Source organism: Vibrio sp. R15-SG3-ISO1A (genome assembly GCF_059833955.1).
In genome coordinates this window covers 1-25,244 of record NZ_JCBDGH010000094.1, presented here as the reverse complement: position 1 = coordinate 25,244, position 25,244 = coordinate 1, and the positions used below count along the sequence as shown (strand labels likewise).

Here is a 25,244-nt window from a genome sequence, read left to right as displayed (position 1 = left end):
TTTTTGTTGACGCGCCTGGCGAGCTGCGCCCTTGACGCTGTGAGCGCAATTGATGACGTAAACCACTAATGCCGCCGCTCACCCCGCTTGACGCCGGCTTCTGCGTCGGAGGCGGTGTTGGCGCTGCTGGGGCTTGTGGGGCCGAAGCGGGCGTCATCTGTGTATACTCATCTCTGTCATACCCAGACGCGTCATGCATATCGTCATGCGGTGGCATGTCGTAATCGGCCATCGGTGGCTCATACGACGGTGCGCTTGGCATTGGCTGCGATGGCGCTTTAGGTGGCGCTACTTCAGGCTGAGGCGAGACCGCTGGAGAGGACATCGGCGCTTGAGGCGCAGCATGGCTGACTGGTGGCGCTGCAGATGGCACCGGTGCCTTTGACGCTGGCGCCTCTGCGACAGGTGCGCTGGACGTTGAGATCATATTGGCTTGCGACACCTCTTGTGGCCTAAATGCCACCATGCGCAACAGCACCATCTCTAAACCAATGCGCTCTGACGGCGCCAACGCGATGTCTTCACGCCCTTTCAACGCAATTTGGTAGAACAGTTGAATATCTTGCGGCGTTAACGCTTTGCTCAGCTGCACGACCTTGTCAGCGTCAGGCTGGCCTTTATCAAGCGAGGATGGCAAAGCCTGCACCATGGCTAATCGATGCAATTGACTGGCGAGTTGTTGCAACAATCCATCCCAATCCACACCGTTTTGCGCCATTTGCTCCACACTCGACATCACCACATCCACCGATTTCGAGCTGATCGCTTGCAGCAGATGCAAGGCTTGATCGGTGTCGAGTGTACCCAACATGTGCGCCACGCTTTCTTGGCTGATACTGCCATTGCCAAGAGCAATCGCTTGGTCAGTCAAACTGAGTGCATCACGCATACTGCCATCCGCCGCATGGGCAATCATACCCAATGCGCGTGCCTGCGCAGTCACTTGTTCCTGTGCAAGGATATGATCCAGCTGTTGATGAATGGCATCGACCGTAATCGGCTTAAGATGAAACTGCAGACAACGCGACAAAATCGTCACAGGCAGTTTTTGCGGATCGGTGGTCGCCAGAATAAACTTCACGTACTCAGGCGGCTCTTCCAATGTTTTCAGCAGCGCGTTAAAGCTATGACGAGAGAGCATGTGCACCTCGTCAATCAGGTACACTTTAAAGCGTCCACGCGCTGGCTTGTACTGGACGTTGTCCAATAACTCTCGAGTATCTTCCACTTTGGTGCGCGACGCCGCGTCGATCTCTAATAGATCCACAAAGCGCCCTTGGTCTATCTCTTGACACGTATCACACTGACCACAAGGGTTGGCAGTAATACCCGTTTCACAATTTAGACCTTTGGCAAACAGTCGCCCAATCGAGGTTTTACCGACACCTCGCGTACCACTGAACAAGTACGCATGGTGGAGACGATTTTGAGCGAGTGCATTTTCAAGCGCCGTCAAAACGTGCGCTTGACCCACCACTTCACTGAATTTGGTTGGACGCCACTTTCGCGCTAAAGCAAGATAACTCATGAATAATTCCGATTAATGACCGTCAAATTCACAGATGCTGTAAACCGTAAGGCCGAGACCTTGCAGACGTTTATCGCCACCGATTTCAGGTAGATTGATGACAAACGCCGCATGTTCGACCACGCCACCTAACTGTCTGATCAGTTTGGTGGTCGCTTCGATGGTCCCGCCGGTTGCGAGCAAATCGTCCACCACCAGCACCTTGTCACCTTCTGAGATAGCATCGGTATGAATCTCTAGCGTATCAACGCCATACTCCAATTCGTAAGATTGTGCGATGGTGTTACGCGGTAGTTTGCCCGGTTTACGCACAGGGACAAAACCCACACCAAGCTCCAACGCCAACGGTGCACCAAACAAGAAGCCACGTGCTTCTGTACCAACGACTTTGGTAAAGCCTTGATCTTTATATTTATCCACTAAAAGTTGGATCGTGGCTTGGTAGGCTTTGGCGTTCTCCATCAAGCTCGTGACATCACGGAATAGAATGCCTGGCTTTGGATAGTCTGGAATGCTTTTGATGCTAGATTTGATGAATGCGATCGTTTCAGTTGTCATAGTTCATTACTTACTTTGGCTAAGTGGGCGCCTATCATTGTTATCATCGGCCACTTAATAATGGGTTTTGTGCCACTCGGATCCGGTATCTGACCAAATCACTGACTAAAATACGGTTCGTATAAAAAACAAACGCCCACCAATAGAGTGGGCACACTTCTGGGTAATCTTAGTGATTTTCTTCTCTATCGGCAAGCGGCTCCATCACAGGAAGACGCAAGAACCAACTGAGTAAAATCACCAGCATCACCACCAACATCGCTTTCAGCCATAGGTGAGAGACAACCCAAATTGAGAAGCTAAAACTGAGTACCATCGCGAGCGCGCCGCGCTGTTTTACACCGCGCGTTACCGCCCGGTTCTGATGCCAATTGATAATGATAGGCCCAAACGTCCGGTGTTGATGAAGCCAGCGGTGAAAGCGTGGACTGCTGCGCATGAAACAGGCGCTAGAGAGCAAAATAAACGGTGTGGTAGGAAGAACAGGAAGGAAGATGCCCAGTATGCCTAGGCATAAACTGAGCACACCAACAACATAGAAAAAGAATCTGCGTAGAGGAATGGTATGCTCCAGAACTGCGTTAGAAGCCTGCGTATCCGTTGAACACGCGAATCCAAGTCAAGGTCGCGGGAAGCGTTGGGATCAACAGGGCTGCAATAAAGCCTAAAAAGTAAAAAATATTATACGGTTCTTTAAAATCTTTGTCTGCCATGGGCTGCTTCTCTTTTGGTAGGTGGCGATACGTTTCTTTCAATAATGAAAGTCCCATTAACGCAAGTGCTGCCCTGCGTTTTAGGGTTATTTTTGTTTGGCGAGACTATACCTTAATGGTTAAAGCATAAACACCGAGCAGGTGTAAGGTTATTGATGAAATGAGAGGAGGTAACCCATCAACCCCAAAGGCGAATAAGGCCTTTGGGATTGATCACTATTTGGGGGAATACATGGATGCGTTTAGGCGCTGCCACCACGGAAGATGTCTAAAGTAAAGCTGCTAGAACCCAGGCGGCTTAGGGATAGCTGACACGCCGACTGTATCGAGAGATCGGTGGTGATGAAGTTTTTAGCGCAGTTTTCTCCCAACTTGACGCCAGAAGGGATATGTTGAGATTGGTACCCATTCGACCACTGTGCATCCAGCCCGGCAGGTAGCAAAGACAGCTTTCCTGAGCAAAGATCTGCCACCCCAAACAAGGCTTTCACCGGTACGCCGCAGTCGGAGCACTGCATGCCTTTCTCTAGAATATCCGCCAGATCTTTCAAATCCGCATTGAAGGATTTGAGGTTACGCAGATAATCATGGAACAAAGCGCGAACCAGCAGCGTCGCCGCTGGGCCATGATGATGGCTACTGGCCGAATCCACCAAATAGAAAGCAAATTGACCGTTCATAAGCCAGGCATAATCAAACACCAAAGGCATCACATCCGTCGATTGCAGTAAGCGGTAACTGCACTTCCAATCCCCTTGTGCGGTGTCTTTGTCTGGCAGCAGCGCATGGAGTAAATCTTTGGCCGCACTTGGGTTATCCTCTAGAAACTCCAAGTGCCAATGAAGCTCTTGCTCCTCAGGCATATCCCCGCTATCGACACGAAACCACTGACTGGAAAAATCCCTGAGATCACTGAGGTGGTTGTCAGAATCCTCCAACGTCACTTCAATGGCGTTGGCGAGGTGTTCGTAGTTGGAAATCGGTTTAGGAAGGAAATCTTTGATGCCGTAACGCAGCGCTTTCGCCACATCAGACATCTCATCGGTCGCCGATACAACAATAAGCGGCATAGACGGGTACTCCAGGCTCACCTCCTCGACAAACTCGATACCATCAAGCACCGGCATCGACAGATCACATAAAATGAGGTCGGGGGAATGTTCCCTCAACTGCTTTAAACCTTCTAAGCCATCTGAAGCCTCAACGACTTCATAACCTTGTGCGGTTAGGAATCCCGTCGTAATGCGACGAAAGATAGGATCGTCATCAACGACCATAATGAGCTTTTGACTTGCAGCCAGTCGCGGATTCACCACCGAGGCCACCTGAACTGATTTGTGCATAAACCTTGCCTCACCCAAATTTGGATTATCAACATTATTGTTATTATTAACTGCTTGTTTGAAACACTTCTTAAAAAGTAGTCGCCACGGCCCATTTATACAAATATTCCACCGTAAATGAGGGATAGCTACTATATGTATGAATCCGGTAAGATCGGTGAAGTTGTTGATGTGCCTCAAGCTTTGACATGATATATAAAGATAAATTACCTAAATTCGTAACCAAAGTGTGTTCGACAGAATGAAATTAGATGATCTCAACCTATTTAGACTGGTGGTAGAAAATGGAAGCTATACCGCAACTTCCCGTAAAACCATGATTCCGGTCGCCACGATCACTCGACGAATTCAAGCGCTGGAAGACTCACTTAACCTTCGCTTGCTCAATCGACATGCAAGAAAGCTGTCACTGACTGAGGCGGGTGAGCGCTTTTTCAATGAGTGCTCTCCCCTGCTCAACCGTCTGACGATAACAGCAGAGGAGATCTCTGATGAATGTCGTGGCGCTGCGGGTAAAATTCGTATTACCTCTCCTTCCAATCTAACCAAACGCATGATGATGCCGATGTTCAATGCGTTTATGCTTCAATACCCTGATATCCATATAGAGCTTGATACCAGCACGCAATCCGACCACCTTGATCCCACCGAGTGGGATGTCATTTTCCGAGTGGGGCCGCAGAGAGATTCAAGCCTGATTGCACGTAAAATTAGCTCGGTCAAAGACATTTTGGTTGCCAGTCCAACGTATTTGCGCCTACATCCTGCACCGAAACACGCCGAAGAGTTGGGCCAGCATGCACTGCTCAAAGGTTCGCCGCTGCTCAAATGGCAACTCAAAAATCACAATGGCGAAGTGGTGGTCAATAATGATAAAGGCCGCTTCCAAGCCAATACGCTCAATGTCGTTCGCAGCGCGTGTTCTGAAGGGCTTGGCATTACGCTCATGCCAGATGTGATGATTCGCGAGTACATTGAGGATGGCAGCCTTGTCCAAGTGCTCGATGACTGGATCGCTAACCCTCGTGATATTTATATGCTGTATAACCACAAAGACCACTTACCCGAGAAAGTCCGTTTATTCATCGACTTCGTGATCGCGTTCAACCTGCATTAAAAAAGCGCCTGATTGTTTTCAATCAGGCGCTTTTCTTTCTTTGTCCGTCAAGGATTACAAATACTCGACGAATTTACTCAACTCGCGATGGGGCACTTTCATTGGCTCACTATCGGGCGTACCAAGATAGAGGAATCCGACGATTTGATCTTCTCCCTGCAAGCCAAAAGCTTGATGCACATTCGGGTGGAACATCCAAGGACCAGAGCGCCAGAACCCTTGGAAGCCCTGTGCGACCGCCGCCATCTGCATCGCTTGCACGGCACAACCTGCAGATAGGTGCTGCTCAAGTACTGGCACTTTGTCGTGCTCCGTCACTTTGGCGATCACTGTGATCACCATAGGCGCGCGAAAAGGCGCATTTTTCACTTTTTCAAGCACGGCGTCATCACTATTGTCCGCCACCGCAGCACGGTGCAAAATCGCAGACAGCTTATTGAGCCCTTCCCCTTGAGCAATCACGAAACGCCACGGCGTCAACCCCGCATGATCCGGCGCACGCAGGCCTGCGCGAATGATGTTTTCTAATGCGACTCCCTCAGGAGCCGGGGCAGACAGTTTGCCGACTGAGCGACGGTTGAGCAGTAAATCAAGCGCATCCATTTGATATCCTTAATGATTATATTCGAGACACTCGCCAGCCTATGGTTGGCTGCTTATCGTTATAAATAGTAACGCGTCAAACAAAAAAAGCGAGCCTATTACCCAGGCTCGCTTTTTATTTTGAGAAAAAACTAGTTGCTGTAGAAGGGCTTATCCAAACCCGCACGTGTTAACAGCCCATCGCATGGCGCGAATCGGTCCCCGTATTTTTGTGCGTGGTCGTTCATGATATCCACCAGCTTCTTCACGCCAATTTGGTCCATGTAGCGGAAAGGGCCACCTAAGAATGGAGGGAAACCAATACCGAAAATCGCCCCGATGTCACCATCTCTAGGGCTGCGAATAATGCCCTCATCCAGACAGCGGACCGCTTCGTTGAGCATCGGCAGCACACAACGCATGGCGATGTCTTTCTCAGCAAGGTTAGATTCCGGGGTCAATTTCAGCAGTTTGTACACGGACTTATCGACCTCTTTCTTCTTCCCTTTGTAGGTGTAGAAGCCTTTGCCACTCTTGCGCCCTTTACGGCCATCATTGAGTAAGATGTCAAACACATCTGGGCCTTGGAAACGCGCGCCGAGTTCTTTGACCAAGATAGGCATAATTTTCGCGCCGATATCGACGCCAACTTCATCCAACAACGTAATCGGGCCAACTGGGAAGCCGAAGTTAAGCAGCGCTTTATCTAACTGTTCAATCGGTTCACCCGCCATCAGCACTTGCGCCGCTTCATTCATGTAAGGCGCTAAAATACGGTTAACGTAAAAGCCTGCGCAATCTTTGACCACAATCGGCGTTTTGCCTTGTTTGCGAGCAAAAGCGACCACGGTGGCAACCGTTTCATCCGACGTGCCTTCGTGTGGGATCACCTCAACCAGCGGCATTTTTTCCACCGGGCTGAAGTAGTGCAACCCGACGACTTTCTCAGGCTGCTTAGCCTCGGCAGCAATTTGGTGGATCGGCAATGATGACGTATTGGTGGCAAAAATGGTCTCTTCATGGCCATTGGCTTCCACATCCGCCACCATTTGCTGCTTGAGTGTCAAATCTTCAAATACCGCTTCAATCACGATGTCCGTGTTTTTGAAGCCGGTAAAATCGGTGCCACCCGACAGCTGCACCATTTTCGATTGCAGCTGCGCTTTGGAAAGAATACGACGTTGACGCTGCTTGTCGAACAACTTGTAGTTGTATTGCAAAGCGTTAAGAACGCCATCGTTTGACACATCTTTTATCCGGACAGGAACTTTCGCTTTCGCCACACTAACGTGACTAATGCCCGCCCCCATCAAGCCACCACCTAGCACGGCGGCGCGCTGAATCTTGCGCGGCGTAGCATCACTGCCGTTGTCTTTTTTCATTTCAGTGGTCGCAAAGAAAATCGAGCGCAATGCCTTCGATTCTGAAGTCATCACCAACTCACCAAAGCGCTGCGCTTCTTTCTGTAACCCTTTATCGAAGCCGTGCTCAAGTCCGTAACGAATGACGTCTAAAATCGCCTCTGCCGCTGGGTAATTGCCGCGCGTTTTTGCGTGGGTTTTCTTGCCAGCTTGTTCAAAGATCACCTTGCGGCCCAACCCGGTGTGCGCCATCAGCTTTTCTTTTGTCGATGCTTTTTTGCCACTTTTTCGCTTCGGCGATGATTTTTCAATCAAGCCTTTCGCCACATCGAGCAAGATAGTCTGCGGTACCACCGCATCCACCACGCCCAATTTGCCCGCTTTTTTCGCTCGCAACTGTTTACCGGTCAAAATCAAATCCAGTGATGGCAGCAAACCAATCAAGCGAGGCAGTCTTTGCGTGCCGCCCGAGCCTGGCAAAAGTCCAAGTTGAACTTCAGGTAGACCCAGTCTAGTCGCATCATCATCACTACAAACACGATAATCACACGCCAAAGCAAGCTCTAAGCCGCCGCCCAAACACGGGCCATGAATCGCTGCGACAACAGGAAAAGGCAGATCCGATAATGTCGCGAACATCTGCTGACCTTGTTGCGCTAACGCTTGCGCTTCTGCAGCACTTTGACAGGCGTCCAACATACGTACATCGGCGCCAGCAATAAAGTTGTCCGGCTTGAGAGAGTGGACCACCATGCCTTTGAGGGTAGACTGCTTGTCACCGAGCTCATCAAAGATAGCGGCCATTTCATCGGCAAACGCCGCTTGCAGCGTGTTCATTTTCTCGCCGGGCACATCAATCGCCAGCCAAGCGATGTTTTGCTCATCAATGGTTAAGTTAAATGCTTTTTGCTCACTCATTATTCGACCTCCAGAACCATTGCTGCGCCCAATCCACCTGCTGCACAGGCGGTATTCAATGCCAATCCACCGCCACGGCGTTGCAACTCACGCAGCGTTTGCGTAATCATGCGAGCGCCCGTCGCCGCGAATGGGTGTCCGTAGGCAATCGAACCACCTAGAACGTTAAACTTATCCATATCAATCTCACCGATGGCTTTTGATCGACCCAATTTCTCTTGGGCAAACTTATCGCTCGCAAACATCTTCACGTTCGATAGCGCCTGAGCGGCGAACGCTTCGTGCATATCGATCAAGGTCAAATCAGACAGCGTAATACCCGCTCGGTCGAGTGCAACCGGTGTGGCGTACGATGGCCCCATCAACATGTCGGTTTCAACGCCAATCGCCGAGAAGGCGTAAGAACGGATGTAACCCATGATCTCAAGCCCAAGCTCCTTAGCGCGCCCTTCTCGCATCAACATAATCGCGGCGGCGCCGTCCGTTAGTGGCGTACTGTTTGCCGCTGTGACGCTACCAAACTTACGATCGAACGCAGGACGAAGCTTGGCGTAGCCTTCTAAGGTCGAATCGCGGCGAATGTTGTTGTCTTCGGCGATCCATTTTTTGTACGGCTCTGGGAAAGCGGTCATCACTTCATCGCGAATTTTCCCCTCTTCCCACGCTTTTGCCGCTAGCGTATGCGAACGGTGCGCTAACGCGTCTTGCTCTTGGCGAGAAATGCCGTGTGACTTCGCCATTTGCTCCGCCGTTTGCCCCATAGAAAGGCCGGTGGAATATTCTGCGACCGCTGGTGGCACCGGCATGAGATCTTTCAATGACAAAGTTTTAAGAATGTTAAGCTTTTGACCTAGCGTCTTCGTTTTGCTTAGCGCCAGCAAGTTCGCGGCGAGCTTTTTCGAAACACCAATAGGCAACACAGACGATGAATCCGCGCCACCGGCAATACCGATATCAATCGTACCGGACATAATGCTTTCCGCCACATTCACGGCAGATTGGAAACTGGTCGCACAGGCGCGAGTCACACTGTAGGCGTCGGTATGAATATTCATCCCGGTGCCCAGTACAATTTCTCGGGCAATGTTGGGGGCCTCTGGCATTTGAACCACTTGGCCAAACACCACCTGATCGATCAACGCAGGATCGATGTCCGTTTTGGCCAACATATCGCTGACCACCATTTTGCCCAGATCCACCGCGGGGACCTGGCTAAATTCCGTACTTTGACGTGCAAACGGCGTGCGTAAACCGGCAACGATGGCGATGCGTTCGCCCGAGCGGGTCTTTAATTCCTGCTTGCCCATTGTTTCTCCTTAATCATGAGAGGTCTGACCACACCATTGTAACGAGATTGTTAAAGCAATCAAACGGCCGTTTAAATAAACGTGATTTATGATGGAAAAGTAGCAGAGGGTTTGGAGGCGGTAAATGGGAGTAAAGTCAGGAAAAGGAAAAGACTGGTTAACACAACACAAGGAGGAGTAAACCCTGCATTTTTCTTGGGCGGATGGATTAGGTGTTAACCAGTCTTTTAGTTAGAGTACACGTTCAAGCTGTCACGCAGCTGTCATTGAACAATGCGGTGAATCGCGTAGTTAACTCATCATCCACAAAGGGATCGTGGCACTTGAGAGTAATTGGTTAGTTACGCCCCCAAACACCTTCTGATGAAGTTTCTGGTGTGCAAACGCGCCGGCAACCACGACATCCGCTTTGATTTCACTTGCCACCTCAAGCAACTGCGAGGCCGTGTTTCTTCTCGCTCGGGTAAACGTCAAACATTCCGCATCCACTCCGTGTCGTGCAAGGTAGGTAGCGAGATCGATTTGCGTCGGCTTTTTCGCTAATGAGCGCTCACTGGTCGCAACCACGACATTATCGACAAGTTTGAGCAGCGGTAATGCAGAACTTACTGCGTTTGCTGCTGCTTCATCGCCATTCCACGCAATCATTACCGTCTTAGGTGCAAAATGCGTCTGCGTCCTCGGCATCACTAGAACCGGTTTGCCGCCATGCTCTATCGCCGCTTCAAAGCTGACGCTTGTGCGCCCTGTTAGCGATTTAGGAATAATGATGATGTCCGATACTTTACCGCGCTCCGCCACCACCTCACCACGATAGCCAAAAATATCATGCCAAGTGGCACTGGTTTGGTTGAGAGTCGACTCGCCCTCAATCACATTAAGTGATTGACATAACTCAGAAAATCGCGACTTAGCTTGCGACATATCATTACTGACGTAGTCGCGAACAATTTTACCTATCTGGTCATAGAATTTGCGTGACACGAGCCGCTGCTCGTGGGGCATCAGTTGCTCAGACCCCACTTGTGCGTGCAATACATCCAAGTGTGCCAGAAAAAACTTGGCCACATGTAAGCCTCCCTCGAGGCGGGTATCTCCATCCTCTTGCGAGGCAAAAGGCATGATGATCGATTTAATAGACATCTAGGTTATCCTCCGAATGGCCAAGGTAGATCCACGGCGTCCTGCAATAGGCCGATGGGCAAATCCAACAACATAAGATGGGTCAAACCAAGTAGAAATCCGCATGCCAATGTCGTCGTTGCGAAAGATCGCCATAAGCTCAGACCCGCTTTATTCATCAAGAATAAACAGAAGAACACACTAATTGAGATGACATAGCCAACTAAAAAGCACCCGATCACCAAACCCGCCAACCAGTAGAGGTAGTGCATCATCGATGACGTGTTGTCATCAAACGCGTAGCCTTGCTCATATTCGTTATCAAAGTAAATCGGTGATGATGAGGTGTGCGTCAGTAACTGCACAATCACCACAGCGGAAAGCAACCACATACCACTCGCCACGACAATTGGGAAAATGCCCCCTAGGAAACTCTGCTGATATCCATCATAGATACCGTAAGCGAAAGCCAAGTTCACCACGACCGCAAATGCTAATTGAGGGGTACGTGGAGCAGGAGTGGAGGACGCTTCGTTGGTCGATTGCTCGCGCTTCTTTATATTTTGTCGGATCATAAAAACGAGTGAAAGTAATGTGAGCGCACCAATGATCATTACGCCGGGACGAAGTAAGAACGCTGCACCATCAAATTGAACCGCTTGATATAAATAGGTTTCCATTCCGGCAGAAAGAACAAAGCCGATAAGAAACGCAGGACGAGGCCAATCAAATCGTTTCATAAGCACGCCCAATACACCGACTGCTAACAGTGTCACCAAGTCCCCTAAATCGCGGGTAGCTTGAAACGCTGCAAAACAGATCACCATAACCATAAAAGGAGCGAGTAAGGCATAGCGAATGGTGGTCAACTTAGCAACCCATGGCGAAATCAGCATACAAGCACCTGCACCAAACACGTTGGCAAGCGCTAAGGACCAAACAATCGTGTAAGTAATGTCTAAATCAGTGCTGACCATCGCTGGTCCAGGCTCCAAACCGACCAATACCATGCCACCCAAAAACACCGCCATACCACCAGATCCAGGAATACCAAACAGCAGAGTCGGCACTAAACCACCGCCCTCTTTCGCGTTGTTTGATGACTCAGGTGCAATGATGCCACGCACATCCCCCTGGCCAAAATCAGGCTTGTCCTTCGTGGTTTGCACTGCGTGTCCGTAGGCTATCCAATCGACCACACTTCCCCCCAAACCTGGCAAAGCACCGATGATGCAGCCAATAACACTACATCGTAGAGCAAGCCACTTGTTTTCGAAGAAATCTTTTACCCCAGATAGCCATCCGGAACCGAGTTTGCTGGCACTGGCTATTGGCTTGTTTTGGCGAAGGAGATCGATGATCTCTGGCAAAGCGAAAATTCCCAAGCCCACGACAACAAGTGGAATGCCGTCCATCAAATAGAAATTATCAAACACCATTCTATATTCGCCGGTGGCTGGCGCACTGCCGACACTACCCAGCATCACACCCAAACCACAGGCCGATAAGCCTTTGACTAAACTTCTTCCTGCTAGAGAGCCCACCATGGTCAGACCAAGTAACGTCAGCATAAACAGCTCACCAGAGCCAAATGCTAAAATCACCGGACGAGCCACCAGCACAAAGCCAGTCAGAACCACAGCACCGAACAAGCCACCAAACAAAGATGAGGTGAACGCCGCAGATAACGCTCGCGCAGCTTGCCCTTTCTTTGCCATAGGAAAACCATCCAGTACGGTCGCTTGTGAGCCACTCGAACCGGGAATTCCCATCAATACAGAGGTGAAGGTATCAGAGGTAGGGATAACGGCAACCAAACCTATCAACATCGCGAGTGCTGAAACCGGATCCATGCCATACAGAAACGGCAGCAACAATGAAAGACCCGCAATCCCCCCTAAACCTGGGAATATACCGATCGCTAAGCCCAGCATCACGCCCCCTAACATGTAGGTAATGTGCTGGACGGTAAGTATGGTCTCTAGGGCCAAAAACAATTCACTAAACATCGTAGAACCTTTGAACGCCAACGTCGTCAGACGGAGAATAGAGGGACAACTAAATCGAGGAATGAGAGAGAAGAGCAGCGCTCAGAACGCTGCTCATTGAGAGTTACAGTTTGGTGTTGTACTTGTCAGCAAGCCATTGAGCGACCCACTCTTTGCTGCTCTCATCGAGTGACAGAATCGCTTCTACCGCTTTGTCTGCCTCCTCGCCCGTTAGCTGTTGATAGTTACCCAGTACGTCTTTAGCTCGAGCTTGGAACTCTTCATCTGCAACGAAGGTTTTTGCTGCATCACGCCAGGCTTGTTTGACCGCTTCTGGCGTTGAATCAGGAAGGAAAAACATTTTCTGAGCCACGAAACCTGCGACAAAGAAAGAGCGCCAAACTTTGAAACCTTGGGCATTCATGTCCCCATTGGCTTTCTGATAGACCTCAGCGAAGTGTGGAATATCGGGGAAGTTAGGATCGCGCTGAAGTTGACCGTTGTCATCCAACACACCCAAACTAAAGATTGGGATCGCTTTGCCTTCCTCTACCAGCGGGGTTACCTTCTTCAAATAGGCAGAACTGGTCTGAGAATCTAAATTGACTTCGCCACGTTCAAAAGCGAGGCGACCAGCACCACGACCTTTCATACCAAAGACAGCTTTGACATCAGCACCCAATAGATCAAGCGCTAACAAAGGCACCAAATCAATCGTTGTCGCACCTTGACTGGCATACTGAAACTCTACTGAGCCTAGGTTGGCAACAAAATCATCCGCATTGTTGATACCAGTACTCGGAGATACGTAAATCACACCGCCGGTAGGCGACGCCATCACGACATCCCAATCGTTGTAATCGTATTTGACACGGCGGTCACCGAGCAGATAAGTAAACTGAGTCGATGCGGAGCTCGCGAGGACATCCAAACCGTTGTCTTTGGCTCTACGGGCAAATTGGTTAGCTCCTTTAGTTGAACCGCCACCAGGCACATTTTTGACCACGACTACAGGCTCGCCAGGCAGCGTTTGGCTAAAGTAAGGAGCAAAAAATCGTGCCCAGGTATCCGTACCACCTCCCTCTTTATATGGGACGGTAATTTGAGCACGCTCGCCATCAAAAGAGACATCCTCTGCCAGTACCGACGGGCTCAGAGAGGCGACCCCTAGGGCAACCATTGCGGAAAACAGTGCCGTAGTACGGCGAATAAACTGGGGGTAAGTGGGTTTGCTCATTGGCATGAATGCCTCCTCAAATCCTTTGATTGCTTCTCGTTAATCTTGTTATCTATCGCCCAATATTGCGATGCGTTAACACTAATCACTCAACCTGTCATCAAACTGACAAGGACAACCTCATTAACAAAAATGTTACATAGATCGACTTTACGACGAGAGTGCGAAGCCGTTTGCTAGCAGACACATTAGTGGCTAACAAACACCTCGCCCTTGAACAAAGGCCGAGACGTTCTGACTAACGCCGCTTGAGCGATGATCGGCTCTCCTTCACCTTCTAAAATACTCATTTGCACATCAATTTTTCCGCTTGGGTGCTCAACCACTACACGCTCATCTTTGCTCGGCGCTGCCAGCGAGTGAGTGACCGTACCGGGAATCAAACAGGCAGACGCAACACAAATAGCGCCGGTCACCGCATGACTGGCATGGCAATTGTGGGGGACTAAATAGCGAGAGGTAATGGTTCCACCGGATTGAGGTGCGGACACAATGGACACTTTAGGGATAACGCTCGAGCGAACATCACCTAGCCCCATCAGCTCACCCGCCTCAATGCGAATCGCTTCGATGCGTGCCAGTAGATCATGATTCGCATCAATGTCGGCTTTGCTCTCTGTACCCATAATGCCCAGCGCTGATGCTGGTATATGCACCATAGGAACAGCGGCATCAATGCAGGTTACATCGACATCAAGAATGCGTTGTTGACGTTGACCCGTTGGGAACAGCGCCCCGGTTTTTGCTCCGCCCACGTCAAGGAAGTTCAACAAGACTGGTGAGCCCGTGCCAGGGACGCCATCAACCGTGACATCCCCATCGAACTTTAAGCGTCGATTCGGCGTTTCGGCTGTGACTTCTATGATGGTGTTGGTATTGACGTTCTTGACTCGGACCGTCGTCGTACCGTCTTGAAGTGAGATAAGATTCTTTTCGGTTGCAAACGCAATGATTCCAGACAAGATGTTGCCGCAGGAGGGTTTGGTATCCACGATCTTCTCCTCCACGCCAACTTGAGCAAACAGATAGTCAAGATCGACTCCTAGCGAGTCAGACAACGAGACGATCGCCACCTTACTGGTCAACGTGGTGCCCCCACCAATACCATTGATTTGCTGGACATCACCTGATCCCATGATGCGTATCAGCAACGCATCACGTTCATCTGGGTCACTGGGGAGATCTTGTGAAAGAAAATACGCGCCCTTCGAGGTGCCACCCCGAATAAGCATGCAGGGAATTAGATGAGAGTGTGTCATTCCTTCGCTCCTTAGCAATCACACCACTTCCTGCTTGAAATGGCTGCGTAAGGCTACGAAACGAACCTGTCACCGAACTGACACACGCATGCGTGGACAACTCAATCGTAATTTTTGAGAGCGCTCTCCCACTCTGTCGTCACCACCTCCCGTTTACTCTGATCTGAGAACACCATGAGTCGCACGTCCAGAGGAATTGGGTTCAGTTGATCTGCATAGTGTTGACGTAAATATGCGGCGGATTTTTCACTAGTAATATCTGTGCGAATCGGCGGCATATTGGTTTGTTCAGCCATGACCCATTGGCCAGACAAAGACAAGATGTAATCAATGAAGGCTTTTGCGGTATCGGGCTGTTGAGTGGTTTTATTGATAAAGGCGCTGCGAATGATTACGGGTGTGTAGTCTGTCAGCGACACGATCACGATGTTGTCATCCAACTCTTGCCAGCTTCTAGCGTATGATCCGAGCACGTTGTAAGCCATAAGAAGCTCACCCTCACTGGCCGCTTTAAGCATCGAACGGGTGCTACCAAAAGTGCGTGCCTGGGCGGAATTAAACAGCTCAAGAAACTGACCGTAATTTCTTGCCTGCTGCCTTTCAAAAGACCAAAGTAAATAACCGATCCCCACTCGGCGGATATCAAACAGGCCGATTTTCCCGACTAACTCACTGCTGTATTGACGGATAAAGCTCAATAATTCAACGCGGTTCATTGGGGGCACCTTACCGTCAATGAAGGCTTTATTAAACACTAAAACTGCAGGCTCAAAGCTAAAACCAAACAACTCATCACGCCATTGACTCCACTCCGGCAATACACTCTGCGAAGTACCGTAGCTCGACATCGCGACCTGATGAGGCAATGCGTAGCCATCATTCACTAGCCGCAGTTGCAAATCCATCACGGAACTGATGGTGATATCGGGCTGTGGCTGAATGTTATCGCGAACATACCGGTCTAGATCATTACTGCTCATCCAGCGGTAATCGATCTTAACCTCTGGGTGACGCATTTTAAAATCATCCAGCATCGGCTTCATTTCTGACTGATATGCCGCGCCATAGATCCGCAGTGGCAACGAAGCCTCATCAGCCGCACTGAAACCAGACCATAGGAGCGCAACCGCTAACCACCCGATACGCTTCATTCGCTTACCTCTTGCCACGCTGTATAAGGAAACTGTATTTCTACCGTCAGCCCCGTTGGGACACTGTCTTTTAGCAACAATACGGCTTGCATCTTCTTCGCTACGTCAGCCGCAATACTCATCCCCAGACCGGTACCGGCTTCGTCGGTCCCCGCGATACGATAAAAACGATCAAACACCAAAGGCTTATCAGCATCGCTAATACCGGGGCCGAAATCACGTATCACCACGACGGCTTTGCTACCCATATGGCTGACTTCCACTTCCACTCGACTGGATGCTGGCGAGTATTTAATGGCATTTTCAACGAGGTTCGTCAGCATTTGCTCAAGTGCAAAGGCATCCCCGCGTACAGAAAAGGCCGTGTCCGCGTCATAACTTAGCTCTATCTCCTTTGCCAACGCATTCATCGCCAACGAACGACACACAGCTGCCGTTAACTGATTCATGTTCACCCACTGAGGCTCAACACTTCGATATCGGTGCTTAATGGTTGCGTGATTAAGCAATTGATCAATGGTCCGTTCGAGCACATCGCACGCCTTGAGCACGTTCGCTAACGATTGTGCGGTCGCCTCATTGTGATCTCGACTCAGAATCAAACCGACTTGCGCGCGCATGCCGGCAAGCGGGGTTTTCAACTGATGCGCCGCTTCTCCAGTAAAGTTTTTCAGGTTTGTCAGCGTGTCATCCAACTGAGACATAAAGGTGTTAACGGTCTCAATCAAGTGGGACACTTCCTCAGGTGCATCCATATCGATGGGTGTGAGATCCACATTTGAGCGACTGGCGATTTTCTGGTTAATCACGTTTAAAGGTTTAAGTACCATGGCAATCAGTACGAGAATCACCACAAGGGCACAACAGACCACACCGACCAATAGCTTGAATGCCACATCTGATAGCTCTTTTTCCCAATGCGTCCTGGCTTGAACCGTCTGACCCACCAATACCGAGACCACTTGCGCCCCCTCACTGGTGTTCACGGAGCGGCTGACCAAGGCAAAGCGTACATACTCATCAAACATGGTGTGGTAGAAAAAATGGGGTTTGATCTCTAACTGTACGGGATATTGCTGAATGTGTGATTGAATTGTTGTATCGCTGAGCAAGGAAGCATAGCCCGTGATAAATTCATCGTGATTGATGACAACAGCATAAAATACTTTGTCCCTGGGAGAATCTGATAAACCGGCAAACGCAGAGAAAGGCAGGTCAACGCTGACTTGCAGGTGCTCAAACCTTACCTGCTCTAAAATTTGTAACGCTGAGTTGGCGAGCGGGCGATCGAACGCAATTTGCGCTGTCTGATACGCATAGCGCTTGACAGCGAGCATAGAGAGCAAGCCAATGAACAGCAGCAACATCGTCGCATAAACAACAAGCTGAAAACGTAAAGAACGAGTAGAAAATCCCTGAAAAACGGGCAATGAGGCGATCATCCTGCTTTGGCCATCACATACCCAAGGCCACGTAGTGTTTTGATCTCCACCTCACTCTCGGACAACGCTTTTCTGAGACGACCTACGTATGTCTCAATTGCGTTCAGATTCGGCGGATTGTCATAGCCATACAGATGGTCGATGATCTCTTCTTTGCTGAGAACGCGATTCGGGTGACCGAGAAACACTTCCAACAAGCGATACTCTCGCTGTTTGAGCTCCACCGTCTTACCCTTCACCTGCACCGTGGCACTCGCTGCGTCAAAACAGATGTCACCAAATTCGATAAGGTTGTGATCTTGCCCTTGACTCCTACGCACAATAGAACGGCATCGCGCCTCTAGTTCACCCAAGTCAAAAGGCTTACAAAGGTAATCATCCGCACCTAAGTCAAGCAGTTGGATTCTATCGAGCACCTCGTTTCTCGCCGTCAGTATCAAAATAGGCGTATCGTAACGTTGGCGAATTTTTTTTGTAATCTCTTCTCCAGAACGATGCGGAAGATTCAAATCCAAGATGATTAAGTCGTATTGAGTATGAGCGACCAAGGCATACGCCACTTTTCCATCGTAGGCACAATCAACTCCATGACCTAAATCAGTGAAGCGCTGCTCCAATGATTGGCTGATCAAACGATCATCTTCCACTATCAAGATTCTCATCGGTCCTCAACTTTCCTTGTAGGCAATGCAACAAATGCATCACTTTTATCCTCAGTTTATAACATCAGACAAGGTAAGGTGACAATCCAGGTTGTCGGCTTTTGCCAAACACTGTGATCATCAAACACAGCCGCCTAAACGGGAGAACAGCGTTGCTGCGCCGGGCATTTTCTCGAGGCAAAAAAAAAACCACACAGAACTGTGTGGTCGGAATGTATAAAGCAATTAACTTACGCCAATTGAAAATAATCAGTTTCCTGATTAGGAGAAAGTAAAGTCAGCCTTCAAAAGGAAGTGTCATCTTGCTCAACTTGTCAGCAGATGCCGACTAGATGACAGGAGTTACTATACCTGTTGCCGCTTGCCTCTTTTTGAAGTAGATCAATTTTAATGGGATTTCTCTCTTTTTATCGCACTGTGCGCCACTTTGCTTCAATATATAAAGAGGGTTTTATCAGCCATAATGAGCACCACGGAGCATACTAGGAGGCTCGTGTGTCAATAATTTCGTTTTTTGGAAAGAAAAAGTCCGACACTCCGGTCAACTCGGATATGGACAGACAAAGAAAATATGAAGCGCTGGTTCGTGCCTATCACCGAGATCTCTACCGCTATGCGTATTGGCTCTGCAAAGACCCAACCATCGCGGAAGATTTGGTGCAGGAAACCTGCCTAAGAGCTTGGAAGTCACTGGACAGTTTGCAAGATGAAAAGGCAGCCAAGTCTTGGCTGATCACCATCTTGCGCCGTGAGAATGCGCGTCGTTTTGAGCGTAAGCAGTTTGATCTCGTGGATATCGATGATTACAGCGGCGAAGCCAAAGTGAGCGATGACCCACATCATCAAACCCAGTGGATCCAAGCGCAAATCATGAAGCTAGAAGAAGAATACCGTGAGCCCCTCTTCCTTCAAGTGGTAGGAGGGTTCAGTGGTGAAGAGATTGGCGAGATTTTGTCTTTGAACAAAAACACCGTCATGACACGGCTTTTTCGAGCGCGTAACCAACTTAAAGAGATGTTAGATTCTGATGACAGCGCAAGGGGGCAAAAAAATGGATGAGTTAGAATTCCGTCGTCGTATTATGTCCGACCCAAAACAGCGTGACTCACAAATCAACGAAGCGATCAAAGCCGACAGCAAGAATGCCAAGTTTGCCGATGATATTCTTGAACTCGATACCCTCATTGCCAATGCCATGAAGGTCGATGTACCCGATGGGCTCGCTGACCGCATTTTGTTTAATCAATCCGCGGCAATCAAAGAAGACAATGTCGTTCGCCCGACATTCGTTAAACGTGCCATGGCAATGGCTGCCTCGGTCGCCTTTGTCGCTGGTCTACTGGTTGGCCAAGTCAACTGGGGCAATTTAGTGGTATCACCCGCGAACGCCAATTTAGCGGATACCGCTATTCAACATGTGTTTGATGAAAAAGGCTTCGTGTTTGTGTTGGATGAACAAGTCCAATCGTCGCAAATCAACGCCAAAATGGTGCCGTTTAAAAAACACTTGATTGAGCAGTTCCCTTACCATGTCTACTACCTTAACCACTGTGGCTTTGGCGATGCCAATGCGGTGCATATGGTCTTTAAAGGGACGCAAGGCAAAGTGACGCTGTTCTTAACCGGTATCGCCAGTGACAAAGCCTTTGCCTTTGAGAAACAGGGTATGGCGGGCATTGTTGAGCCGATTGGGAATAACAGCCTGATTCTGGTTGGAGACAAAGGCGAAGATGTGGCGAACATCGCGCAAACCTTGATGGATATCATCAAGCCGATGAGTTAACAACCTGATAACATTTTGTGAGCAAGATCATGGCCTGAGATCCCCTCTCAGGCCATTTTTTTAGCATAAAATTAGAGCTTACACTCTAAAAACAGCCATTTTGTAGGATTTTCCTGCCAGATAACCGTCATTTCGCTAATTTTATCTGCCAACTACGCAATGGTCGGATATGTATCTCCTATAATTGCCTCTAGGATCAGCCACCACTGAGCTTTTGCTCAAATATAACGTCCGAAAGAGACGAACAAAAAGGAAAAAGCACAAATGAACAAGACGCGTCTGTTTAAAAAATCACTGCTAGCAGTGACTATCGCATCAACGGCAATGGCTTCACAGCAAGCGATGGCCGCCGGTTTCCAACTTAACGCACAATCAGCGACCGGCCTTGGCCGTGCATTCGCAGGTGATGCGGTTATTGCTGATAACGCATCAGTAATGGCACGTAACCCAGCAGCGATGGCGCTGTTTGATGAAACATCTTTATCTCTAGGTTTTGTTTCTATTACTTCAATGATTGAAGTAAAAGACGCACAATACACCGTATTCAACGGACAATCATATAGCACATCATCCGCAGATTATGATGACGCAGGGGATACGTCTATTGCGCCTAACATTCATTTGATTGTACCTGTCAACGATAAGTTTGCTTGGGGCGTCAACGCTTACACAAACTTTGGTACTAAAACTGAGTTCTCTGATGATTATGCAGCTTCGGAATACGGTGGCTTAACCGATGTAAAAAGTTTTAATCTAGGATTGGCTGGCTCCTATAGGCTCAACGATCAATGGAGTTTTGGTGCCGGATTAGACCTGATTTACGGAAAGGGCAAGCTTCAACGCACAGCGAGCCCAACTTTGTCAGCAGTCCTTACTCAACGTCAGTCAACATCATTCAAAGCTCTGGATACAACCGCTGATGGCTGGGCAGTAGGTTTTAACTTAGGCACAGTCTATGAGTTAAACGACAAAAACCGCTTCGGATTTTCATACAGATATAGCCCGGAACTCGAGGCTGAAGGCGATATCACCAAACTAGGTACTACTTACAGTAACGATACCTTATACATGCCTTTACCTGACATCGCTGAATTCTCGGGTTATCACCGCCTAGCTGACAAGTTTGCAGTTCACTATAGCGTACAGTGGATTGGATGGAGTTCATTCGACAAGCTGCAAGCGGAGAAAGCTGGAAAGCTTAACGATTACGAATGGCAGAATGGAATGCACTACTCCATTGGTGGTACTTATTATATGAACAAAGATTGGACACTGCGTGCAGGCTATATGCATGATACCAGTGCTCAGGATGAACTTACGTCAATTTCAGTACCTGATTCGGATAGAAACTGGTTGTCTGCAGGCTTCACCTACCATATTGATAGCAAATCAAACATCGACTTCGGCTTTACATATTTAATTGGTGCGGATGTTGATGTTAAAGAAGAAACCTACAACCCGCAGATGCCGTCAATGCTTCTTTCTTCAGTTGAAGGAACAACTCGCGCAGATGCTATCCTACTAGGCCTACAATACAGCCGCAGCTTCTAAGCACAGCGAACACGCTATACCTTCAAAGGCCGCTCTCGCGGCCTTTTTTAATTTCGTATTCAATCACTTCACTTCCTATTCAGGCTACACGTGTAACCTGAACCCTCCAATTGACCCTACAGATGTACGCTCAAATTTAGAAACACACCATTAACAAACAACATTTTAATTATATAATTTCACTATGGTTAGATTTTTATTCTAAAAACCATCAATAGCTTGTTTTTTATTTTTAAAGTGATTGCTCTAACTTTATCATCACACGACCAAAGTCAACGACAATCAGCGAACATAAAAATGAAAACCAATAAAACACTTCTTTCTCTTGCAGTGGCTGGCACTCTGATGACCAGCGCCACACACGTGTCTGCGGCTGGCTTTCAGCTCGCCGAGTACTCCGCAACAGGCCTAGGTCGAGCGTACGCCGGTGAAGCGGCGATGGCAGACAACGCCAGTGCCCAATGGCGCAACCCTGCCATGCTGACTTATCTAAAAGGGACGCAGCTCTCTGTGGGCGCTGTGTATGTGGACCCGAATGTGGATGTTAGCGGTACTGTAGATGGTTCAACATCGGTTAATCCAACGTTACCGAGTTCGAATGCCACGTCGTCTGACTTTGCTCACGATGCCGTTATCCCTAACTTTTACGTTTCTCACCAGTATTCTGAGCAGTTCTTTGTTGGCGCCGCATTCGGCACCAACTACGGCATGGAGACTGATCTGGGTACCGATTTCGCCGCTTCTCACTTTGGTAATGAAGCCAGTGTGATCACGATGGAAGCCAACCTAAACGCTGCGTATCAAATCAATGATGCGGTGAGCATCGGTGGTGGCCTACGTTACGTGATGGGCGAAGGAAGCTTTGGCGCAACGGCGCCAACAAACAATGTTTATGGCCTCCCGCAAGGCACGACCCTCAAATATATGGAAGGCGATGACACCGCTTGGGGCTGGCAACTTGGTGCCGCTTGGCAAATCGATGAGCGTAACCGTGTGGGCTTTGCCTACAAATCGGCGGTTGATCTCAAACTTACCGGTTCAGCCAACATCTTTACTGGTACTGCAATTGCCTCCAGCACAGGCTCTATTGATTTAACGTTGCCCGCCACTGCTGAACTCGCCAGCTTCCACCAGTTGACTGAAAAAGTGGCAATTCACGCCAGTGCAAACTGGACGGATTGGAGCTCATTCAAGCAACTTTACGCCGATTTAGACACCTTGCCATCGCAAACCATCAAGGTAGAAAATTGGGAAGACAACTACCGTTTTGCGCTAGGTACGACCTACCAGTGGGATCCGAAATTGGCGTTACGAGCGGGTGTCGCGTATGACATGTCAGCGGTGAGTGACAAAAACCGCACCATTACTATTCCGGAGACAGACCGTACTTGGCTGAGCGTTGGCGCCAGTTACGCGTTTACCAAGCAATTCACGTTGGATGGTGGCTTCACTTACGTGTTCGCAAAAGATGCGCCTATCACCGAATCTCGCGGCTACGATTCCGATGACACCGCTGAAGAACTTGCTGGACAGTTTGTAGGGCAAACATCAGGGCACGTGATCATCGTCGGTGTACAAGCGAACTACACCTTCTAACGCATACCCTTAAATACTTCGCCTTTATACGAAAAGGGCTTGGTCAGTGACCAAGCCCTTTTACTTTATCAACGTCAAGTAGTCAGAAATCTTGTAGATATTCATCAAGATATGCTTCTTCTTCCTCATTGAACGCTTCTTGTTCTATCTCGGCGTTAAAGTCTTGGCGTTGAAGATACGCATCACGCGTCAGTGCGTAAGGGTCAGGAGAGTTTTCCAACATCACTTCTTGATTCACCAGCGCTGCACGGGTTTCCATCCCTTCCAGAGCCCATTTACCTAACGCGCCCCAAAAATTCAGCAACGAAAGTGGTACGTAAGCACTGTCGACAAAATCCGCGGTCTCTCGCACTGTCCAAGGGCCATAGCCCGGCACCATGACATAGGGACCATTGCCGACCCCGTAGTGACCCACCGCATCACTGAACGTTTTTTCGTTGTGGTCGGTGATACCCGCCGCAGACGCCACGTCAATCAAACCCAGCAAACCCAGCGTACTGTTGATCAGGAATCGATTAAAGTGATCGAGCGCTTTTTCACCATTGCCCATAACCAGGTTGTTGATCACGCTCGATGGCTCATCTAAGTTGCCTAAGAAGTTCCCGATACCAGAACGAATTGGCGTCGGAACATAATCAACGTAGGCGAGCGATACGGGTCGCACCAAGTAAGGATCCAAGTAATCGTAATTAAGGGTCCACATGGTTCGGTTAAACCCTTCGATGGGGTCATACGGACCAGAGTCGTCATAAGCCGAGGAAGCATCAGGCTGGCTAGCACACCCTGACATCACTAACGCTGAGCAAAGTAACAATCCGGTTCGAGACGTTTTATCTATCATTATTATCTCTTTCCATGAAAAAAGCCGGTCGTGACCGGCTTTTTGTTAATCCATAAGCATTGGGAATTAGTATTGCTTATCTATTAGCACTTCAACTGGTTCCCCTATCTTAACCGCTTCGCTCTCGCCAAACCAGTCCCCTGCTTTGGTGGCAACATTGCCATCGCTGTCAATGCGCACACGCACCATCAACGCATCGAGCGATGAGAGTTTACGTGCTTCCAACATGCTGTTGCTGTCATCCAACACGACAGTGCGCGGGAAACTCCCAACGGGGTAGCGCGCTGCTGCGACTGGCATAGGCGCACCATCAGCGCTGTGCACTGACACAATGAGCGAAGCGTTCGGATCGGCTTGTATACTAGGGTCAAGCGCAATCGTCACCGCCACAGATTGGCCGTTACCTATCGCTTGCCCCATCTGCTTGCGTGCGTTGTCGATACTGCGCGAGAGCATCTCATAACGGCTATCGTCAGGGCCGATCATCTGCTGCATCACGCCCCAGTAACGAATCGCCGCTGGGAAGTCCTGACGCTCATAAGCATCAAACGCGAGCAAAGAGAACACGCGCAAGTCGACGTACTCTTGCTGAACCAACTCGGAAAGCAAGGTACGAGCACGGTTTTGATCAAACTCATCTTGAGAGAGCATCAAGGCTTGGGCATAGCCCAGTTGAACATCGGTGTTCTCGGGTTCTAGACGATAAGCTTTTTTCATCGCACCGATCGCCGTATCCACATCACGATTAGCGAGGCCAATACGACCGAGTAGCAACCAACCCGTTGAATCATCCGGTTGATAATGAAGGCGGGTTCTCAACGCCAAGGTTAAGTCTTTCATCTCGTCATCACTCAAACTGGCGCCTTCCGGCGACATGAGCTTTTTCGATAGCGCAGGCAAGTTTGCACTCACTTGCTGCCATTCGTTGACTTGATTAGCACCACCAAACTGGAAATACATCGCATAAGAGAGCGCAATGACCAGCGCAAATGATGGCACTAGCACCCAGACCGGCTTGATAGTCGCGCTATCAGCGCCCCCCTCTTTGGCAGGGATGTCATCGAGCAGGGACTGCTTAAGATCGTCGATGAGCTCTTGTTGGTTCTCCACCAAGCCTTCATCGGTTTCTTCAGCAAGTTCCGAGAGACGGTCTTTGTAAAACGCTTTATTGAGCTCGTCACGCAG

At 49.2% G+C, this 25,244-nt stretch carries 22 protein-coding genes; 5 read left to right on the top strand and 17 right to left on the bottom strand.

Annotation, left to right across the window (positions count from 1 at the left end; genetic code table 11):
• From dnaX to AC6R0L_RS17105, 5 genes are all read right to left on the bottom strand, one after another.
• A partial coding sequence (gene dnaX / locus AC6R0L_RS17125; RefSeq protein ID WP_500629917.1) for a DNA polymerase III subunit gamma/tau occupies positions 1–1,528 on the bottom strand: 1,528 nt, incomplete at its 3' end.
• A 12-nt stretch (positions 1,529–1,540) separates the two neighbouring features.
• Positions 1,541–2,086: an adenine phosphoribosyltransferase gene (gene apt / locus AC6R0L_RS17120; protein ID WP_334551070.1), complete on the bottom strand. Its 546-nt coding sequence runs from the start codon at positions 2,084–2,086 to the stop codon at positions 1,541–1,543.
• Between the two features lie 169 nt (positions 2,087–2,255).
• Positions 2,256–2,660 (bottom strand): YbaN family protein, encoded by a 405-nt coding sequence (locus tag AC6R0L_RS17115; protein WP_500629918.1) that lies wholly within the window; start codon positions 2,658–2,660, stop codon positions 2,256–2,258.
• Between the two features lie 7 nt (positions 2,661–2,667).
• Positions 2,668–2,799: a hypothetical protein gene (locus AC6R0L_RS17110; protein WP_334551071.1), complete on the bottom strand. Its 132-nt coding sequence runs from the start codon at positions 2,797–2,799 to the stop codon at positions 2,668–2,670.
• 242 nt (positions 2,800–3,041) lie between these two features.
• On the bottom strand, positions 3,042–4,142 hold the full coding sequence (locus AC6R0L_RS17105; RefSeq protein WP_500629916.1) for a response regulator: 1,101 nt from the start codon (positions 4,140–4,142) through the stop codon (positions 3,042–3,044).
• A gap of 241 nt (positions 4,143–4,383) precedes the next feature.
• On the opposite strand from AC6R0L_RS17105, the gene AC6R0L_RS17100 reads away from it, so the two are divergent.
• Complete coding sequence (locus AC6R0L_RS17100; protein ID WP_500629915.1) at positions 4,384–5,259, top strand: LysR family transcriptional regulator; 876 nt, start codon at positions 4,384–4,386, stop codon at positions 5,257–5,259.
• A 54-nt stretch (positions 5,260–5,313) separates the two neighbouring features.
• Here AC6R0L_RS17100 and AC6R0L_RS17095 read toward each other — a convergent pair whose 3' ends face one another.
• The 10 genes from AC6R0L_RS17095 to AC6R0L_RS17050 all read right to left on the bottom strand — a co-directional run bounded on the left by AC6R0L_RS17095 (position 5,314) and on the right by AC6R0L_RS17050 (position 18,288).
• On the bottom strand, positions 5,314–5,862 hold the full coding sequence (locus AC6R0L_RS17095; protein WP_500629914.1) for an NAD(P)H nitroreductase: 549 nt from the start codon (positions 5,860–5,862) through the stop codon (positions 5,314–5,316).
• 131 nt (positions 5,863–5,993) lie between these two features.
• Positions 5,994–8,120 carry a fatty acid oxidation complex subunit alpha FadJ gene (fadJ, locus tag AC6R0L_RS17090; RefSeq protein WP_500629913.1) on the bottom strand — a complete coding sequence of 709 codons (2,127 nt, stop codon included), beginning with the start codon at positions 8,118–8,120 and terminating at the stop codon, positions 5,994–5,996.
• Complete coding sequence (gene fadI, locus AC6R0L_RS17085; protein WP_334551079.1) at positions 8,120–9,427, bottom strand: acetyl-CoA C-acyltransferase FadI; 1,308 nt, start codon at positions 9,425–9,427, stop codon at positions 8,120–8,122. Before fadI ends, fadJ begins: the two co-directional genes overlap by 1 nt.
• A gap of 291 nt (positions 9,428–9,718) precedes the next feature.
• Complete coding sequence (locus AC6R0L_RS17080) at positions 9,719–10,570, bottom strand: universal stress protein (RefSeq protein WP_500629912.1); 852 nt, start codon at positions 10,568–10,570, stop codon at positions 9,719–9,721.
• 5 nt (positions 10,571–10,575) lie between these two features.
• Positions 10,576–12,558, bottom strand: coding sequence for a tripartite tricarboxylate transporter permease (locus tag AC6R0L_RS17075; protein ID WP_500629911.1), 1,983 nt, complete (start codon positions 12,556–12,558; stop codon positions 10,576–10,578).
• A 103-nt stretch (positions 12,559–12,661) separates the two neighbouring features.
• A complete protein-coding gene (locus AC6R0L_RS17070) occupies positions 12,662–13,780 on the bottom strand; it encodes a Bug family tripartite tricarboxylate transporter substrate binding protein (protein ID WP_500629910.1) in 1,119 nt (372 codons plus the stop codon).
• Between the two features lie 182 nt (positions 13,781–13,962).
• Positions 13,963–15,033 (bottom strand): 4-oxalomesaconate tautomerase, encoded by a 1,071-nt coding sequence (locus AC6R0L_RS17065; RefSeq protein ID WP_500629909.1) that lies wholly within the window; start codon positions 15,031–15,033, stop codon positions 13,963–13,965.
• Between the two features lie 101 nt (positions 15,034–15,134).
• Positions 15,135–16,184, bottom strand: a complete 1,050-nt coding sequence (locus AC6R0L_RS17060) for an ABC transporter substrate-binding protein (protein WP_500629908.1) — start codon at positions 16,182–16,184, stop codon at positions 15,135–15,137.
• Positions 16,181–17,626 (bottom strand): sensor histidine kinase, encoded by a 1,446-nt coding sequence (locus AC6R0L_RS17055; RefSeq protein ID WP_500629907.1) that lies wholly within the window; start codon positions 17,624–17,626, stop codon positions 16,181–16,183. The genes AC6R0L_RS17060 and AC6R0L_RS17055 overlap by 4 nt, the downstream gene beginning before the upstream one ends.
• Complete coding sequence (locus AC6R0L_RS17050; RefSeq protein WP_500625786.1) at positions 17,623–18,288, bottom strand: response regulator transcription factor; 666 nt, start codon at positions 18,286–18,288, stop codon at positions 17,623–17,625. The genes AC6R0L_RS17055 and AC6R0L_RS17050 overlap by 4 nt, the downstream gene beginning before the upstream one ends.
• A gap of 552 nt (positions 18,289–18,840) precedes the next feature.
• Here AC6R0L_RS17050 and AC6R0L_RS17045 point away from each other — a divergent pair.
• The 4 genes from AC6R0L_RS17045 (at position 18,841) to AC6R0L_RS17030 (ending at position 23,218) form a co-directional block, all read left to right on the top strand.
• Positions 18,841–19,347 carry a sigma-70 family RNA polymerase sigma factor gene (locus AC6R0L_RS17045; protein ID WP_334551485.1) on the top strand — a complete coding sequence of 169 codons (507 nt, stop codon included), beginning with the start codon at positions 18,841–18,843 and terminating at the stop codon, positions 19,345–19,347.
• Complete coding sequence (locus AC6R0L_RS17040) at positions 19,340–20,071, top strand: DUF3379 domain-containing protein (RefSeq protein ID WP_500629906.1); 732 nt, start codon at positions 19,340–19,342, stop codon at positions 20,069–20,071. Before AC6R0L_RS17045 ends, AC6R0L_RS17040 begins: the two co-directional genes overlap by 8 nt.
• A gap of 264 nt (positions 20,072–20,335) precedes the next feature.
• On the top strand, positions 20,336–21,622 hold the full coding sequence (locus tag AC6R0L_RS17035) for an outer membrane protein transport protein (protein ID WP_500629905.1): 1,287 nt from the start codon (positions 20,336–20,338) through the stop codon (positions 21,620–21,622).
• Between the two features lie 297 nt (positions 21,623–21,919).
• Entirely contained in the window at positions 21,920–23,218 is a 1,299-nt protein-coding gene (locus AC6R0L_RS17030) for an outer membrane protein transport protein (protein WP_500629904.1), read from the top strand.
• Positions 23,219–23,300: 82 nt separating this feature from the next.
• On the opposite strand, the gene AC6R0L_RS17025 is transcribed toward AC6R0L_RS17030, so the two are convergent.
• Together AC6R0L_RS17025 and ccmI are read right to left on the bottom strand one after the other, a co-directional pair.
• A complete protein-coding gene (locus AC6R0L_RS17025; protein ID WP_500629903.1) occupies positions 23,301–24,059 on the bottom strand; it encodes an MlaA family lipoprotein in 759 nt (252 codons plus the stop codon).
• Between the two features lie 66 nt (positions 24,060–24,125).
• On the bottom strand, positions 24,126–25,244 hold a 1,119-nt coding region (gene ccmI / locus AC6R0L_RS17020; RefSeq protein WP_500629902.1), incomplete at its 5' end, for a c-type cytochrome biogenesis protein CcmI.

What these genes read in the sequence shown, in the direction of transcription:
- AC6R0L_RS17055 (WP_500629907.1), bottom strand. Translation starts at nt 17,626, where the DNA reads ATGATCGCCTCATTGCCCGTTTTTCAGGGATTTTCTACTCGTTCTTTA.
- AC6R0L_RS17045 (WP_334551485.1), top strand. Translation starts at nt 18,841, where the DNA reads ATGGACAGACAAAGAAAATATGAAGCGCTGGTTCGTGCCTATCACCGA.
- apt (WP_334551070.1), bottom strand. Translation starts at nt 2,086, where the DNA reads ATGACAACTGAAACGATCGCATTCATCAAATCTAGCATCAAAAGCATT.
- AC6R0L_RS17030 (WP_500629904.1), top strand. Translation starts at nt 21,920, where the DNA reads ATGAAAACCAATAAAACACTTCTTTCTCTTGCAGTGGCTGGCACTCTG.
- AC6R0L_RS17080 (WP_500629912.1), bottom strand. Translation starts at nt 10,570, where the DNA reads ATGTCTATTAAATCGATCATCATGCCTTTTGCCTCGCAAGAGGATGGA.
- AC6R0L_RS17035 (WP_500629905.1), top strand. Translation starts at nt 20,336, where the DNA reads ATGAACAAGACGCGTCTGTTTAAAAAATCACTGCTAGCAGTGACTATC.
- AC6R0L_RS17100 (WP_500629915.1), top strand. Translation starts at nt 4,384, where the DNA reads ATGAAATTAGATGATCTCAACCTATTTAGACTGGTGGTAGAAAATGGA.
- AC6R0L_RS17065 (WP_500629909.1), bottom strand. Translation starts at nt 15,033, where the DNA reads ATGACACACTCTCATCTAATTCCCTGCATGCTTATTCGGGGTGGCACC.
- AC6R0L_RS17025 (WP_500629903.1), bottom strand. Translation starts at nt 24,059, where the DNA reads ATGATAGATAAAACGTCTCGAACCGGATTGTTACTTTGCTCAGCGTTA.
- AC6R0L_RS17060 (WP_500629908.1), bottom strand. Translation starts at nt 16,184, where the DNA reads ATGAAGCGTATCGGGTGGTTAGCGGTTGCGCTCCTATGGTCTGGTTTC.
- AC6R0L_RS17040 (WP_500629906.1), top strand. Translation starts at nt 19,340, where the DNA reads ATGGATGAGTTAGAATTCCGTCGTCGTATTATGTCCGACCCAAAACAG.
- fadI (WP_334551079.1), bottom strand. Translation starts at nt 9,427, where the DNA reads ATGGGCAAGCAGGAATTAAAGACCCGCTCGGGCGAACGCATCGCCATC.
- fadJ (WP_500629913.1), bottom strand. Translation starts at nt 8,120, where the DNA reads ATGAGTGAGCAAAAAGCATTTAACTTAACCATTGATGAGCAAAACATC.
- AC6R0L_RS17110 (WP_334551071.1), bottom strand. Translation starts at nt 2,799, where the DNA reads ATGGCAGACAAAGATTTTAAAGAACCGTATAATATTTTTTACTTTTTA.
- AC6R0L_RS17070 (WP_500629910.1), bottom strand. Translation starts at nt 13,780, where the DNA reads ATGCCAATGAGCAAACCCACTTACCCCCAGTTTATTCGCCGTACTACG.
- AC6R0L_RS17105 (WP_500629916.1), bottom strand. Translation starts at nt 4,142, where the DNA reads ATGCACAAATCAGTTCAGGTGGCCTCGGTGGTGAATCCGCGACTGGCT.
- AC6R0L_RS17095 (WP_500629914.1), bottom strand. Translation starts at nt 5,862, where the DNA reads ATGGATGCGCTTGATTTACTGCTCAACCGTCGCTCAGTCGGCAAACTG.
- AC6R0L_RS17050 (WP_500625786.1), bottom strand. Translation starts at nt 18,288, where the DNA reads ATGAGAATCTTGATAGTGGAAGATGATCGTTTGATCAGCCAATCATTG.
- AC6R0L_RS17075 (WP_500629911.1), bottom strand. Translation starts at nt 12,558, where the DNA reads ATGTTTAGTGAATTGTTTTTGGCCCTAGAGACCATACTTACCGTCCAG.